The following is a 13,433-nucleotide window of genomic DNA, read 5'->3' on the forward strand; positions in this document are numbered from 1 at the left end:
ACCGCCCCGCACCGTAGGCTGGAGCCATGACGACACGCGTGGCCATCGTGGGGGGCACCGGCAAGCTCGGCGGCATCATCCGCGCGGTCGTGGAGGACGAGCCGGGATTCTCCGTGCACGCGGCGCTGTCCTCGCGCGACGACCTCGCGCAGATCGAGGGCGCCGATCTGGTGGTGGACGCCTCCACTCCGGCGGTGTCGATCGACGTGGTGCGGGCCGCCACCGAACGCGGCATCAACATCCTGGTCGGCACCTCGGGCTGGTCGACCGAGCGCATCGCACTGGTGCGCCCCCTGGTGGAAGCCTCCGGGACGGGGGCGGTGTTCGTCCCGAACTTCTCCCTCGGGTCCGTGCTGGGCTCCGCACTCGCCGCCGCGGCGGCGCCGTTCTTCCCCTCGGTCGAGATCGTCGAGGCCCACCGCGACACCAAGGTCGACTCACCGAGCGGAACCGCGGTGCGCACGGCCGAGCTGGTCGCCGCCGCCCGCACCGAACAGGGTCCGGTGCTGGCCCCGCACGTCGATCAGCGCGCGCGCGGTCAGCAGGTCGCCTCCGTCCCCGTGCACTCGCTGCGCCGGCCCGGGGTGATCGCCCGGCAGGAGGTCGTGCTCTCCGGGGCCGGCGAGTCGCTCACCATCGTGCACGACACGGTCGAGCCGGCCGCCGCCTATACGCCCGGCATCCGGCTCGCGCTTCGGTATGCCGTCGACGCGCACGGCGTGATCGTCGGGCTGGACAGCTTTCTGGACATCGGCCTGCGCGGCGCATGAAGACCCGCATCTCGGTCGCGCTGATCGCGGCCGTCCTGGTCGTCTACTTCGTCGTGATCGCCCGGTGGGCCTGGGCGCTGCTGACCAGCGGCACAGTCGTCGCGATCGTGATGGGCGCGGCACTGGTGGTGTTCCCGCTCGTGGCCGCCTGGGCGATCGGGCGGGAGCTGTGGTTCGGGGTGCGCGCCGAACGGGTCGGGCTGCGTCTTCAGGCCGAAGGCGGCATGCCGGCCGACGAGGTCGCCGTCCACCCCAGCGGACGACCGGTCCGCGCCGAGGCCGAGGCACTGTTCCCGCGATTCCGCGAGGACGTGCGGGCGCATCCGGACGACTGGCGCGCCTGGTATCGGCTCGGGCTCGCCTACGACGCGGCCGGCGACCGCCGGCGTGCCCGGTCGGCGATCCGTCAGTCGCTGCGGCTCGAGGCCGCGGACCGCTCCGCGTCCTGATCCGGCACGGCATCCGCGACCGCGTCCTCGACGGTGGGATGCCGGAACCGGAAGCCGGATGACGCCAGCACGGCCGGCACGACGTGCGCATCCGCCAGCAGCAGGGCGTCCGCGGCATCCCGCCCCAACACGGCGCGCAGCGCCCAGGACGGTGTCCTGAGCAGGTACGGGCGGTTCATCCGCATCGCCAGCGCGAAGCCGAGATCGTTGGCGGTCGCCCGGGTGGGGCCGGCGAGGTTCACCGGCCCGTCGATGTCGCCGTCGATGACGTGCCGGATCGCCCGGACCTCGTCCGACAGAGAGATCCAGGGCATCGCCTGGACGCCGCGGCCCAGCGGGCCGGCGACTCCCAGCCGGGTGAGCAGCATCAGCGGCTTCAGCACGCCCTCACGGTGCACGACCGGGGCGGTGCGCAGCAGGGCGACCCGCGCGCGCCCGGCGGAGGCTGCCGTCTTCTCCCACTCGCCGCAGACATCGGCCAGGAACGTGTCGCCGCTCGGCGCGTGCTCGTCGAGCGTGCGCCCGGGCGCGCTGCCGTAGAAGCCCACCGCGGACGCGCTGACGAACGCCGGCGCGTCGTCCCCGAGCGTCCGCAGCGCGGTCGCCAGGGTGCGGGTCGGGGTGATCCGGCTCCACAGCAGGGTGCTGCGGTAGCGCGCGGTCCACGGCATCCGGGCGATGCTCGCCCCGTTCAGGCCGACGACGGCTTCGGCGCCGGCGAGCACGCCCGGATCCAGCGGACGGGAGTCGGTGAGCCAGGCGACCTCGTCCGGGCTCTGCGCCGGACGCCGGACCAGTCGGGTGACGGCGACGCCGTCCGCGCGCAGCGAGGCGACCAGCGCCCGGCCGATCAGACCCGAGGCCCCCGCCACGACGACGCGGCGGGGACCGGCGGAGGCTTCAGCCAAGCGAGGCCTCGAGGGTGATCTCGATGCCCGCGAGCGCCTGCGAGACCGGGCAGCCGGCCTTGGCCTCTTCCGCGATGCGCTCGAAGTCGGACTCCTCGATGCCGGGTACGATCGCCGACACGTTCAGATGGCTGCCGGTGATCCCGGTGCCCGGGGTGAAGGTGACGGATGCCGATGCCTGCAGGCTCTCCGGCGGCGTCCCATGCTGGGTGAGGGCGTTGGACAGCGCCATGCTGAAGCAGGACGCGTGCGCCGCCGCGATGAGCTCCTCGGGGGTGGTGACCGAGTCCGACCCTTCGCTGCGCGCCTTCCAGTTCACCGGATACGGTCCCTGCCCGGAGCTGGTCAGACTCACCTGGCCGGACCCCTCGAACAGCGTTCCCTTCCACTGGGCGGTGGCTTCGCTCGTGACGCTCATCTCTGCTCCCTCGTCGGTGTGCCGCCAGCCTAATCGGCGGCGTCGACGACGGCTACGCCGCGGCGCGGCCGACCGCGCCGACGCGCTGCAGCAGCAGGTAGAGCCGGCAGCCGAGGCAGACGCCGAACGCGGCATTCAGGAACGCGGCCACGAACGCGACCGCCGCCGCGATCGGCAGCCCCCACGGCACACCGACCAGCTGCAGCGCGAGGCCGATGACGCTCACCAGCAGCCCGACCCCCTGCGCGAAGCGCGGCGGGCGCGGGTCCTCGAGCTCTTCGGGCGCCCTCAGCCGAGGTCGCACGGCCTTCCGGAACAGCACACCCCAGGGCGCCGTGCGCGGCCAGAGCACGCCCCAGAGGAACAGGAGCGCCACCACCACCAGCAGCACGAAGGCGGGCGTGACGGGGCCGGTGCTGTTGACCTCGGTGAGTGCGAGAAGGACCGTGACGAGCAGCAGCACCGAGGTGATGGCGGCGCCGAAGCGCGGGCCGCGCGGGTCGATGCCGACGGGGGAATCAGACACGGGCGGGGTCTCCGATCAGGCGGTCGAGTTCGCCGGTGACCGCCTGGGCGGCCGGCACGCCCGCGAAGCGGGTGTGCACGAAGCCGTCGGCGTCGAGCACGAACACGGTGGGGGTCTGCAGGATGTGCAGGCGCTTGGCCAGATCCGGCCGGCGCGTGAGGTCGACCTCGGTGAACAGGACGCCCGCACGCTCGCCGGCGATGACATCCAGCATCCGGCGCACCTGCGGGCATCGTGCGCACAGCTCGGTGCTGAACTGCACGAGCGTGGCGCGTTCGCCCCGCGGCCCGGTCTCGGCCGTGGCGACATCGATAGTGCGATCGGCGACGCGGCGGGCGCGTCCGTCACGGTGGCGCAGCATCCCGCCGACCACCAGGGTGACGGCGACCAGCACGGCGACCGCGAGCACGGCGATCCAGAGGGGCATATCGGTCACGGTAGCCGCGTCCTGCGCGGCGCGGGGCCGGATGACGGAGTGTGTCAGCGGGTATCGTGGCGGTGTGAGCATCCCCACTCCGTACGAGGACCTGCTGCGCGATGTGCTGGCGCACGGCACGCACAAGGACGACCGCACCGGGACCGGCACCACGAGCGTGTTCGGCCGCCAGCTCCGCTTCGATCTGGCCGAGTCGTTCCCGCTGATCACCACCAAGCGGGTGCACTTCCGCTCGATCGCGTACGAGCTGCTGTGGTTCCTGCGGGGCGAGTCCAACGTGCGCTGGCTGCAGGAGCACGGCGTCACGATCTGGGACGAATGGGCGGATGCCGCGGGTGAGCTGGGTCCCGTCTACGGCGTGCAGTGGCGGTCATGGCCCACGCCCGGCGGCGAGCACATCGACCAGATCACGCAGGTGATCGAGCAGATCCGCACCAGCCCCGATTCGCGGCGGCTGATCGTCTCGGCCTGGAACGTGGGCGAGATCCCGCAGATGGCGCTGGCGCCGTGTCACGCGTTCTTCCAGTTCTATGTGGCCGACGGCACGCTGTCGTGCCAGCTGTACCAGCGCAGCGCCGACCTGTTCCTCGGGGTGCCGTTCAACATCGCCTCCTATGCGCTGCTGACCCTCATGGTGGCGCAGCAGACGGGTCTGAAGCCGGGCGAGTTCGTCTGGACCGGCGGAGACTGCCACATCTACGACAACCATCTCGAGCAGGTGCGAGAGCAGCTGACCCGCGAACCCTACCCGTACCCGACGCTGCGCTTCGCCCGCACGCCCGCATCGATCCTCGACTACGACTTCGAGGACTTCGTCGTCGAGGACTACCGGCATCACCCGGCGATCCGCGGCGCGGTCGCCGTCTGAGATGGCGCGGATCGGCCTGATCTGGGCGCAGGCGCACGGTGGGATCATCGGCGCGACCGGCGGCATGCCGTGGCACGTCCCCGAGGACCTCGCCCACTTCAAGGAGCTGACCCTGGGCGCACCGGTCGTGATGGGTCGCCGCACCTGGGACTCCTTCCCCGACCGGTTCCGCCCGCTGCCCGGCCGGCGCAACATCGTGATCACCCGGAACGACGCCTGGGCGGCCGAGGGCGCGGAGCGCGCGGCATCCCTCGACGACGGACTGGCCCTCGCCGCCTCGGACGATCCGGACTGGATCTGGGTGATCGGCGGCGGGGAGGTGTTCCGCGAGGCCATGCCGCGCGCCCACCGGCTCGAGGTCACCGAGCTCGACCTCGCCGTCTCCGGCGACACGACGGCGCCGCCGGTCGACGGGTGGCGGGCAGTGGCGTCCGATCCGGACGCCGGCGCTCACGCCGATCCGGACGCCGCCATCGGGTGGCACACCTCCCGTTCGGGTGTGCGCTACCGGTTCGTGCGCTACGAGCGCTGACGCGTGCGGTGGCTGCCGCGCGGCGACCTTCGCCAGGCTCGGCAGCACTCGTGACCCCGGACGCCGCGCGCCGCCAGGCGTTAGCCTGTCACCCATGGTGACGGCGCTGGTGACGGGGGCGAGTTCGGGCCTGGGCGCCGAGTTCGCGCGACAGCTCGCCGACCGCGGCGCCGACCTCGTCCTGGTCGGACGGGATCGCGGTGCGCTCGGGGCGGTCGCGGGCGAGGTGGGCGCGCGAGGGCGCGGCGCCGACGTGCTCGTGGCCGACCTGCTCGATGCCACGGCGCTCGCCGCGGTGGCGGCACGGCTGACCGACCCGGAGCGCCCGATCGAGATCCTCGTGAACAATGCCGGGATCGGCCTGCCGCTGGCGTTCGAGCAGAATGACGTCGAGGTCGAGGTGGCGCATCTGCGTCTGCACGACGAGGTGGCGCTGCGGCTCATGCACGCCGCACTGGGGCCGATGCTGGCCCGCGGGCACGGCCGCATCCTGAACGTGGCTTCGATCGCCGCATTCATGCCGCGATCGACATACGGCGCCGTGAAGCAGTGGCTGGTGAGCTTCAGCCGCTGGGCGAACGTCACCTACGGGCCGCGCGGCGTGACCGTGACCGCGGTGTGTCCGGGCTTCGTGCACACCCGCTTCCACCAGCGGCTGGGTCTGCCGCCGGGACAGGAGGGGATCCCCGGTGCGCTCTGGCTGGATGCCGCGACCGTCGTCCGTGCGGCGCTGCGCGATCTGTCCCGGGGGCGGGCGGTGTCGATCCCGTCGCTGCGATACAACGTGATCGCACGCATGCTGCCGCTGCTGCCGGACCGTCTCACCGCGGGAATCGGCCGCCGCGGACGCTGACGGGGGGAGTTCGGCGGCGGCCGGACCGGATACCCTGAGACAATGACGCACACGGGCAACCCCTTCGGGCAGGTGATGGTTGCGCTGATCACGCCGATGACGGCGGACGGCGAGGTCGACTGGCCCGCCGTCTCGCAGCACATGGACGACGTGATCACCGCCGGTGCCGACAGCATCCTGGTCACCGGCACCACCGGCGAGACGAGCACGCTCACCGACCCGGAGAAGATCCGGCTGGTCGAGGTCGGCAAGGAGGTCGCGGCCGGACGGGCGAAGGTCATCACCGGCGGCGGCTCGAACGAGACCGCCCACGCCATCCAGCTCTATCAGGACAGCGCCAAGGCCGGTGCCGACGGCATCCTGGTCGTCACGCCGTACTACAACAAGCCGACCCAGGCCGGCATCCTCACGCACTTCCGGCTCATCGCCGACTCCACCGACCTGCCGATGATGCTCTACGACATCCCGGGCCGCACCGGGGTGCCGATCGCGTACGAGACGATCGTGCGCCTGGCCAAGCATCCGAACATCCTGGCGGTCAAGGACGCGAAGGGGAACTTCAGCGAGGTCTCGCGCGTGCTCAACCAGACCGACCTGATGTACTTCTCCGGCGACGACGCGAACGTGCTGCCGCATCTGGCGATCGGCGCGACCGGACTGGTCGGGGTGACGGCGAACATCGCCGCCCAGCCGTACCGCACGATCGTGGATGCGGTCAATCGCGGCGACCTCGCCGCGGCGACCGCCGCCCACCGGCAGCTGGAGCCGCTGGTGCGGGCCGTGATGACGCACGTGCCCGGCACGGTGGCGGCGAAGTACATCCTGCACGGACTGGGGCGGATCTCCAGTCCCCGCGTGCGACTGCCCCTGGTGGGGCCGGAAGAATGGGAGGCGGCCAAGATCGAAGACGAACTCGCGCTGGTGAAGGATGTGCCCGGCGCCGACTTCTCGAACTTCCGCCCCGACCGCAACGCCGCCGCCGGCGGCGCGCTGCCCAAGGTCTCGGGGACCACGCGATGAGCCCCTCCGAGGTCATCGCGCCGTCTCCGCTCGAGCCGGGGACCCTGCGGGTCACCCCGCTCGGCGGCCTGGGCGAGGTCGGACGCAACATGACCGTCTTCGAGTTCGACGGCCGGCTGCTGATCGTGGACTGCGGGGTGCTGTTCCCGGAGGAGAACCAGCCCGGGGTCGACCTCATCCTCCCCGACTTCGCCCCGATCCGTGACCGGCTCGACGACATCGAGGCCGTCGTGCTCACACACGGCCACGAGGACCACATCGGCGCCGTCCCCTACCTGCTGCGGCTCAAGGCCGACATCCCGCTGATCGGCTCCGGGCTGACCCTGGCGCTGGTGGAGGCCAAGCTCAAGGAGCACCGGATCAAGCCGTACACGCTCACGGTGCGGGAGGGGCAGCGCGAGAAGGTCGGCCCCTTCGACCTGGAGTTCGTGTCGGTCAACCACTCCATCCCGGATGCGCTGGCCGTCGCCATCCGCACCGCCGCCGGCATGGTGCTGGCGACGGGAGACTTCAAGATGGACCAGCTGCCGCTGGACGGCCGTCTGACCGACCTGCGCGCGTTCGCCCGGCTCGGCGAAGAGGGGGTGGACCTGTTCATGGTCGACTCCACCAACGCCGACGTCCCGGGCTTCACCCCGCTGGAGCGCTCGATCGGGCCGGTCCTGGACCAGATCATCGCCAATGCGCCGCGCCGGGTCATCGTCGCGAGTTTCTCCAGCCACGTGCATCGGGTGCAGCAGGTGCTGGATGCCGCGGCCGCCCACGGGCGCCGGCTGGCCTTCCTCGGCCGCAGCATGGTGCGCAACATGACCATCGCCGAGGAGCTCGGCTATCTGAACGTGCCCCAGGGCGTGCTCATCGACTACAAGAAGGCCAAGGACCTGCCCGACGACAAGATCGTCTACATGTCCACCGGTTCGCAGGGCGAGCCGATGGCGGTGCTGTCGCGCATGGCCAACCTTGACCACGCCATCGAGCCCGGGCCCGGCGACACCGTGATCCTGGCCTCCAGCCTGATCCCGGGCAACGAGAACGCGGTGTACCGCGTGATCGACGGGCTGATCAAACTGGGCGCCACGGTCGTGCACAAGGGCAACGCCAAGGTGCACGTGTCCGGCCATGCCGCCGCCGGCGAGCTTCTGTACTGCTACAACATCGTCAAGCCCCGCAACGTCATGCCGATCCACGGCGAGCACCGGCACCTGCACGCGAACGCGCAGCTGGCGATCGACACCGGCGTACCCCGCGAGCGCGCGATCCAGGGCGAGAACGGCACGGTGGTCGACCTGCGCGACGGCGTCGCCCGGGTCGCCGGCCAGCTGGACATCGGCTTCGTCTACGTCGACGGATCGACGGTCGGCGGGATCACCGACGCCGACCTGAAGGACCGCCGCATCCTCGGCGAGGAGGGCTTCATCTCCGTCATCGTCGTGGTGGATGCCGCGACCGGCCGGATCATCTCCGGCCCCGAGGTGCACGCCCGCGGCTTCGCCGAGGACGACGCGGTGTTCGAGGACGTCAAGCCCAAGATCGCCGCGGCCCTCACCGAGGCGGCCAAGTCGGGGGTGCGCGACACGCACGCCCTGTCGCAGGTGGTGCGCCGTACGATCGGCCGGTGGGTGAACCAGCGGCTGCGCCGCCGGCCGATGATCGTGCCGCTGGTGATCGAGGCGTAGCCCCCGACCGCCACTCCTTCAGGTCCCTGAGCGGCCGCAGCCCCCTCAGGTCCCTGAGCGGCCGCAGCCCCCTCAGGTCCCTGAGCGAGCGCAGCGAGACGAAGGGCCGATACCCGAAGCACTCGCCCTCCTCAGGTCCCTGAGCGGCCGCAGCCCCCTCAGGTCCCTGAGCGAGCGCAGCGAGACGAAGGGCCGATACCCGAAGCGCTCCGGTTACCCGCGTGGTTCCGCGGAAGTGTCGGCATCCCGCGTTACCGTGGAGCAATGGCCAAGACCAGCACGAGCAGTCGCGCGTCCGCGAAGGGCTCCTCGACGCGCGCCCGCAAGCCTGCGCCGGCACCCAAGCGGTATGTCGGCGAGCCCGAGAAGCCGCCGGTCGCCGTGCGCGCCTGGCTGGGCCTGGCGCACGTGGTGGGCGGGCTGTTCCGCGCCTTCGGCCCCGAGACCCTCGAGAAGGAGCAGCGCCGCGACGGGCTGCCGTTCCTGATCGTGCTGCTGGCGGTCGCCGGCGCGGTGGTCGAATGGTTCCTCATCGGTACGGCCGCCTCGGTGAACATCAGCGCGTTCTCCGTCGGCGCGCTCGTCGGGCGGGTCGCGTTCATCCTCCCCGTGCTGCTGATCCTGCTGGCCGGCTGGCTGTTCCGGCATCCGGCATCCGTCAACGACAACGGTCGCATCGGCATCGGCTTCGCGCTGCTCGTCCTGTCGATCGCCGGCTTCTGCCACGTGCTGGGCGGCCGCCCGAATCCGAAGGACGGGCTGCCCGCGCTCAGCGCCGCCGGCGGGCTGTTCGGGTGGATGATCGGCGAGCCGCTGAGCTATCTCACCCAGGTGGGCGCCGTGCTGGTGCTCGTCCTGCTGGCCGTGCTGTCGGTGCTCATCCTCACCCGCACGCCCCCGAACCGGATCGGACGACGCCTCGGCGACCTGTACGCGTGGATGTTCGGCGCCGAGCGCGCCGACGGCGCCGATCAGGCGGGCGAGCCCACCGGCAAGACCGCCGTGCTGCCTGAGACCGAGGCGGGCGACGACCCCAAGCTGCCCTGGTGGCGGCGCAACAAGACCGGCCGCGAGCAGGACCCGGACGAGGGCGCGGGTGTGGACGACCTCACCGAGCTGCTCTCGTCGGGCGAGAGCCATGGCGGGTTCGAGCAGGCGATCGCCCCGATCGTGCCCGCCACCCCGCCCCCGTTGCCGGACGCGGTCACCGAGATCATCGACCCGGCCGTGCTGGCCGGCGCGCAGCGCCAGGTCGCCGGCGGCGCCACCGGACTGCACGACGACAACGACACCGGGCCGGTCGACGACGGCACGCTCCCCGGCCTGACCGGGATCGGCGGCTCGGGCGAGCACCTGCCGACCGCGCCCTACCACCTCCCGTCGGTGCAGGCGCTGGCCGCCGGCGAGCCGGGCAAGGTCCGCTCCGAGGCGAACGACAAGGTGGTCGCCGCAGTCAGCGGCGTGCTGCAGCAGTTCAAGGTGGATGCTCGGGTCACCGGCTTCTCCCGCGGACCGACGGTCACCCAGTACGAGATCGAGCTCGGCCCGGGCGTGAAGGTCGAGCGGATCACCGCCCTGACCAACAACATCGCGTATGCCGTGGCATCCAACGAGGTCCGCATCCTGGCCCCGATCCCCGGCAAGAGCGCGATCGGGGTGGAGATCCCCAATGCCGACCGCGAGATCGTCACGCTCGGCGATGTGCTGCGCTCGCAGGCAGCCGCGAACTCGAAGCACCCGATGACGATCGGCGTCGGCAAGGATGTCGGCGGCGGCTACGTCGTGGCCAATCTCGCCAAGATGCCGCACCTGCTGGTGGCCGGATCCACCGGCTCGGGCAAGTCGAGCTTCGTCAACTCGATGATCACGAGCCTGCTGATGCGCGCCAAGCCGTCCGAGGTGCGCATGGTGCTCATCGACCCCAAGCGGGTCGAGCTGACCAGCTATGCCGGGGTGCCGCACCTGATCACGCCCATCATCACGAACCCGAAGAAGGCCGCCGAGGCGCTGCAGTGGGTCGTGAAGGAGATGGACATGCGGTACGACGACCTCGCGTCGTTCGGGTTCCGCCACATCGACGACTTCAACAAGGCGGTCGTCGCCGACGAGATCCAGCTGCCGCCGGGCAGTGAGCGCGTCCTCAAGCCCTATCCGTACCTGCTCGTGGTGGTCGACGAGCTGGCCGACCTCATGATGGTGGCCCCGCGCGACGTCGAGGACTCGATCGTGCGCATCACCCAGCTGGCCCGGGCCAGCGGCATCCACCTCGTGCTGGCCACCCAGCGTCCGTCGGTGGACGTGGTGACCGGGCTGATCAAGGCCAACGTGCCCTCGCGGCTCGCGTTCGCGGTGACCAGCGTCACCGATTCGCGCGTCATCCTCGACCAGCCCGGCGCCGACCGTCTGATCGGGCAGGGCGACGCGCTGTTCCTGCCGATGGGCGCGTCCAAGACGGTGCGCGTGCAGGGCGCGTGGGTGAGCGAGCCCGAGATCGAGAAGGTCGTCAAGCACGTCACCGCGCAGGCCCGCCCGGAGTACCGCGCCGATGTGCAGGCGGTCGTGCAGCGCAAGGAGGTCGACGCGGACATCGGCGACGACCTCGAGCTGCTGCTGGCGGCGGCCGAGCAGATAGTGTCGACCCAGTTCGGCTCGACCTCGATGCTGCAGCGCAAGCTCCGGGTCGGGTTCGCGAAGGCCGGTCGTCTGATGGACCTGCTCGAGTCGCGCGAGATCGTCGGCCCGTCCGAGGGATCGAAGGCGCGGGACGTGCTGGTCACTCCGGAGCAGCTGCCCGAGGTGCTGGCCCGACTGCGCGGCGACGAGCCGGCGGCGCCCGCCCCGTCGACGAATCCGCCCGACCCGTACAGCGGCGATCCGGTCGAGCGCCAGTTCGAGGGGATGCCGGTGGTCGAGGTCGACGGTGACGACGACGAGGACGCCTGGGGCCTCACCGGACGCGAGTGACCCCGCCCTGGGATACTGAGACCGTGACCGTCCCCCGCCAGCTGCCGAACGCGATCACCGGCGTGCGCATCCTGTGCGCACCCGTCTTCCTCTGGATGCTGCTGGCCGACCAGGGCGCGGACGGCCCGCTGCGCTGGTGGGCGGCCGTGCTGTTCATCGTGGCCATCGCCACCGACGGCATCGACGGGGCGATCGCGCGGCGCAATGACATCGTCACCGATCTGGGCAAGATCCTCGACCCGATCGCAGACAAGGCGCTCACCGGCTGCGCGTTCGTCGGCCTGTCCATCCTCGGCGCACTGCCGTGGTGGATCACGATCGTCGTCCTGATCCGCGAGGTCGGCATCACCGTCTACCGGTTCGCGGTCGTCAGCGACCACGTGCTGGCCGCGGCCTGGATGGGCAAGCTCAAGACCGTCGCGCAGGCGGTCGCGCTGAGCCTCGCGCTGCTGCCGCTGTGGGATGTGGTGGGGGAGTGGATCTGGTGGGTCAACGGCGTCACCATGGCGATCGCCGTTGCGCTCACGATCGCGAGCGGGATCGACTACGCGGTCAGCGAGGTGCGCGGCCGGAGGACGGTGCGGCCATGACCGGGACGCCCGATGGCGAGCCCGTGCAGGAGAGGCGTGAGGTGCCGGCGGATGGATTCCAGCCGCTGCCGGAGGCGCGCGAGCTCCTGGACCGCCTTGCCGCCCGTGGCTGGACCATCGGCGTGGCCGAATCGCTCACCGGCGGTCTGCTGACGGCATCCATCGTCGATGTGCCCGGAGCGTCCGCCCGGCTGCGCGGCGCCGTCGTCGCCTACGCGACCGATCTCAAGCACGCGATCCTCGGCGTCGACGCCGGGCTGCTGGCCGTGCACGGACCCGTGCATCCGGACGTCGCGCGGCAGATGGCGGTGGGGGTCCGGGGCGTCACCGGGCAGGACGGCGTCCCGGCCGACGTCGGCGTCTCGACCACCGGGGTGGCCGGGCCGAGCGCCTCGGACGGGCACCCTCCGGGCACCGTGTTCATCGGGGTGGCCACCCCGGCGGGCACCTCGGTCGTCTCGCTGCTGCTGGAGGGCGATCGGGACGCGATCCGGCGCGAGACCGTGCGCCGTGCCCTGCGCGCGGTCGTCGAGGCCGTATGAGTCCCTGCGCACCGCGGGAACAATGGCGATCTCGGTTCTGTTTCATTCGGCGATTCCCATTTGTTCCACAGCGCACGGGATTAGTCTGACCCCAGCGGGTGTTGTACTCTTGTGCACCCGGACAGCGAGGGAATCAGGTGAGGAGGGGCCCGAAATGATACTGGTTCGTCAAGAGATCGGTGAAGTCCTTCGCGACTTCCGCCAGCAGAAGGGGCACACCCTCCGCCAGGTGGCCGGCCGCGCGAGCGTGGCCCTGGGCTACCTCAGCGAGGTCGAGCGCGGGCAGAAGGAGGCCTCCAGCGAGATCCTCGCGTCGGTGGCCGAGGCCCTGGATGTGCCGATCTCGCTCGTGATGCGTCAGGTCAGCGACCGCATCTCCGTGCTCGAGGGTCTGCAGACCTTCCCGGATGTCGTACCCGACGACCTCGTCGCCGAGGTCGGCCCCGAACTGTCGCTGCGCTGACGCGTGCGGCGCAGTGAGTTCCAGCGCGCCGTGGCCGCCGAGTTCGGCAGCCGCGGCGCTGCTCTTGTCGCCGACCTGACGCTGACCGCGCTGGGAGACCGCACCGCGGCGCAGGCGCTGGACGACGGCATCCCGCCCCGCGAGGTCTGGCTCGCGCTGTGCGTGGAGATGGACGTGCCCGTCTCGCATCGCCACGGCGTCGGCCGCCTCGCCCCTCATCCCCGCCCCTGACCTCTTCGAAATCGTACGATCTGGCCGGGTGCACATGAAACTTGGCCGGGTTTGATGTGCAGTCGGCGATTTGATGTGCAGTCGCGGGGGCATCGGTGCGGGAAACGCCCGATTCCCCCGCGCCCGCCGCGGGCGACCCACCCGGAGCACGGCGTGTCGTCGAAGGTGTGTTCGAGTTCGGCGTAGG

Annotated in this window: 16 protein-coding genes; 12 read left to right on the top strand and 4 right to left on the bottom strand. The window is 71.3% G+C overall.

What is annotated here, in order from left to right; all coding sequences use genetic code 11:
- The first annotated feature begins 26 nt into the window (after positions 1–26).
- Both dapB and AC0L6F_RS16260 read left to right on the top strand, forming a co-directional pair.
- Positions 27–770 (top strand): 4-hydroxy-tetrahydrodipicolinate reductase, encoded by a 744-nt coding sequence (gene dapB, locus AC0L6F_RS16255; protein ID WP_473538679.1) that lies wholly within the window; start codon positions 27–29, stop codon positions 768–770.
- Positions 767–1,219, top strand: a complete 453-nt coding sequence (locus AC0L6F_RS16260) for a tetratricopeptide repeat protein (RefSeq protein WP_259611635.1) — start codon at positions 767–769, stop codon at positions 1,217–1,219. Before dapB ends, AC0L6F_RS16260 begins: the two co-directional genes overlap by 4 nt.
- Here the strand turns inward: AC0L6F_RS16260 and AC0L6F_RS16265 are convergent.
- Genes AC0L6F_RS16265 through AC0L6F_RS16280 form a run of 4 tightly spaced genes read right to left on the bottom strand, consistent with a single transcriptional unit; the run spans position 1,177 to position 3,498 of the window.
- Positions 1,177–2,127 (bottom strand): TIGR01777 family oxidoreductase, encoded by a 951-nt coding sequence (locus AC0L6F_RS16265; protein ID WP_473538680.1) that lies wholly within the window; start codon positions 2,125–2,127, stop codon positions 1,177–1,179. The genes AC0L6F_RS16260 and AC0L6F_RS16265 overlap by 43 nt on opposite strands.
- Complete coding sequence (locus AC0L6F_RS16270) at positions 2,120–2,545, bottom strand: OsmC family protein (protein ID WP_473538681.1); 426 nt, start codon at positions 2,543–2,545, stop codon at positions 2,120–2,122. The genes AC0L6F_RS16265 and AC0L6F_RS16270 overlap by 8 nt, the downstream gene beginning before the upstream one ends.
- Positions 2,546–2,597: 52 nt before the next feature.
- Positions 2,598–3,071 (bottom strand): DUF4395 domain-containing protein, encoded by a 474-nt coding sequence (locus AC0L6F_RS16275; RefSeq protein ID WP_473538682.1) that lies wholly within the window; start codon positions 3,069–3,071, stop codon positions 2,598–2,600.
- Entirely contained in the window at positions 3,064–3,498 is a 435-nt protein-coding gene (locus AC0L6F_RS16280; RefSeq protein ID WP_259613369.1) for a thioredoxin family protein, read from the bottom strand. Before AC0L6F_RS16280 ends, AC0L6F_RS16275 begins: the two co-directional genes overlap by 8 nt.
- A gap of 73 nt (positions 3,499–3,571) precedes the next feature.
- Here AC0L6F_RS16280 and AC0L6F_RS16285 point away from each other — a divergent pair, with 73 nt between their 5' ends.
- The 10 genes from AC0L6F_RS16285 to AC0L6F_RS16330 all read left to right on the top strand — a co-directional run bounded on the left by AC0L6F_RS16285 (position 3,572) and on the right by AC0L6F_RS16330 (position 13,246).
- Entirely contained in the window at positions 3,572–4,375 is an 804-nt protein-coding gene (locus tag AC0L6F_RS16285) for a thymidylate synthase (protein ID WP_473538683.1), read from the top strand.
- Position 4,376: 1 nt separating this feature from the next.
- A complete protein-coding gene (locus tag AC0L6F_RS16290) occupies positions 4,377–4,907 on the top strand; it encodes a dihydrofolate reductase (RefSeq protein WP_259611639.1) in 531 nt (176 codons plus the stop codon).
- Positions 4,908–5,001: 94 nt separating this feature from the next.
- Positions 5,002–5,760 (top strand): SDR family NAD(P)-dependent oxidoreductase, encoded by a 759-nt coding sequence (locus AC0L6F_RS16295; protein WP_473538684.1) that lies wholly within the window; start codon positions 5,002–5,004, stop codon positions 5,758–5,760.
- Between the two features lie 42 nt (positions 5,761–5,802).
- Entirely contained in the window at positions 5,803–6,780 is a 978-nt protein-coding gene (gene dapA, locus AC0L6F_RS16300) for a 4-hydroxy-tetrahydrodipicolinate synthase (RefSeq protein WP_274637572.1), read from the top strand.
- On the top strand, positions 6,777–8,456 hold the full coding sequence (locus AC0L6F_RS16305; protein ID WP_274637573.1) for a ribonuclease J: 1,680 nt from the start codon (positions 6,777–6,779) through the stop codon (positions 8,454–8,456). The genes dapA and AC0L6F_RS16305 overlap by 4 nt, the downstream gene beginning before the upstream one ends.
- A 264-nt stretch (positions 8,457–8,720) precedes the next feature.
- Positions 8,721–11,420, top strand: coding sequence for a DNA translocase FtsK (locus tag AC0L6F_RS16310; RefSeq protein WP_473538685.1), 2,700 nt, complete (start codon positions 8,721–8,723; stop codon positions 11,418–11,420).
- Positions 11,421–11,443: 23 nt separating this feature from the next.
- Entirely contained in the window at positions 11,444–12,010 is a 567-nt protein-coding gene (gene pgsA, locus AC0L6F_RS16315) for a CDP-diacylglycerol--glycerol-3-phosphate 3-phosphatidyltransferase (RefSeq protein ID WP_473538686.1), read from the top strand.
- Positions 12,007–12,552 carry a CinA family protein gene (locus tag AC0L6F_RS16320; protein WP_473538687.1) on the top strand — a complete coding sequence of 182 codons (546 nt, stop codon included), beginning with the start codon at positions 12,007–12,009 and terminating at the stop codon, positions 12,550–12,552. Before pgsA ends, AC0L6F_RS16320 begins: the two co-directional genes overlap by 4 nt.
- A 154-nt stretch (positions 12,553–12,706) precedes the next feature.
- Complete coding sequence (locus AC0L6F_RS16325) at positions 12,707–13,015, top strand: helix-turn-helix domain-containing protein (RefSeq protein WP_259611643.1); 309 nt, start codon at positions 12,707–12,709, stop codon at positions 13,013–13,015.
- Between the two features lie 3 nt (positions 13,016–13,018).
- On the top strand, positions 13,019–13,246 hold the full coding sequence (locus AC0L6F_RS16330; protein WP_473538689.1) for a DUF3046 domain-containing protein: 228 nt from the start codon (positions 13,019–13,021) through the stop codon (positions 13,244–13,246).
- Positions 13,247–13,433: the final 187 nt, after the last annotated feature.

Source organism: Microbacterium sp. G2-16M, from assembly GCF_055809115.1.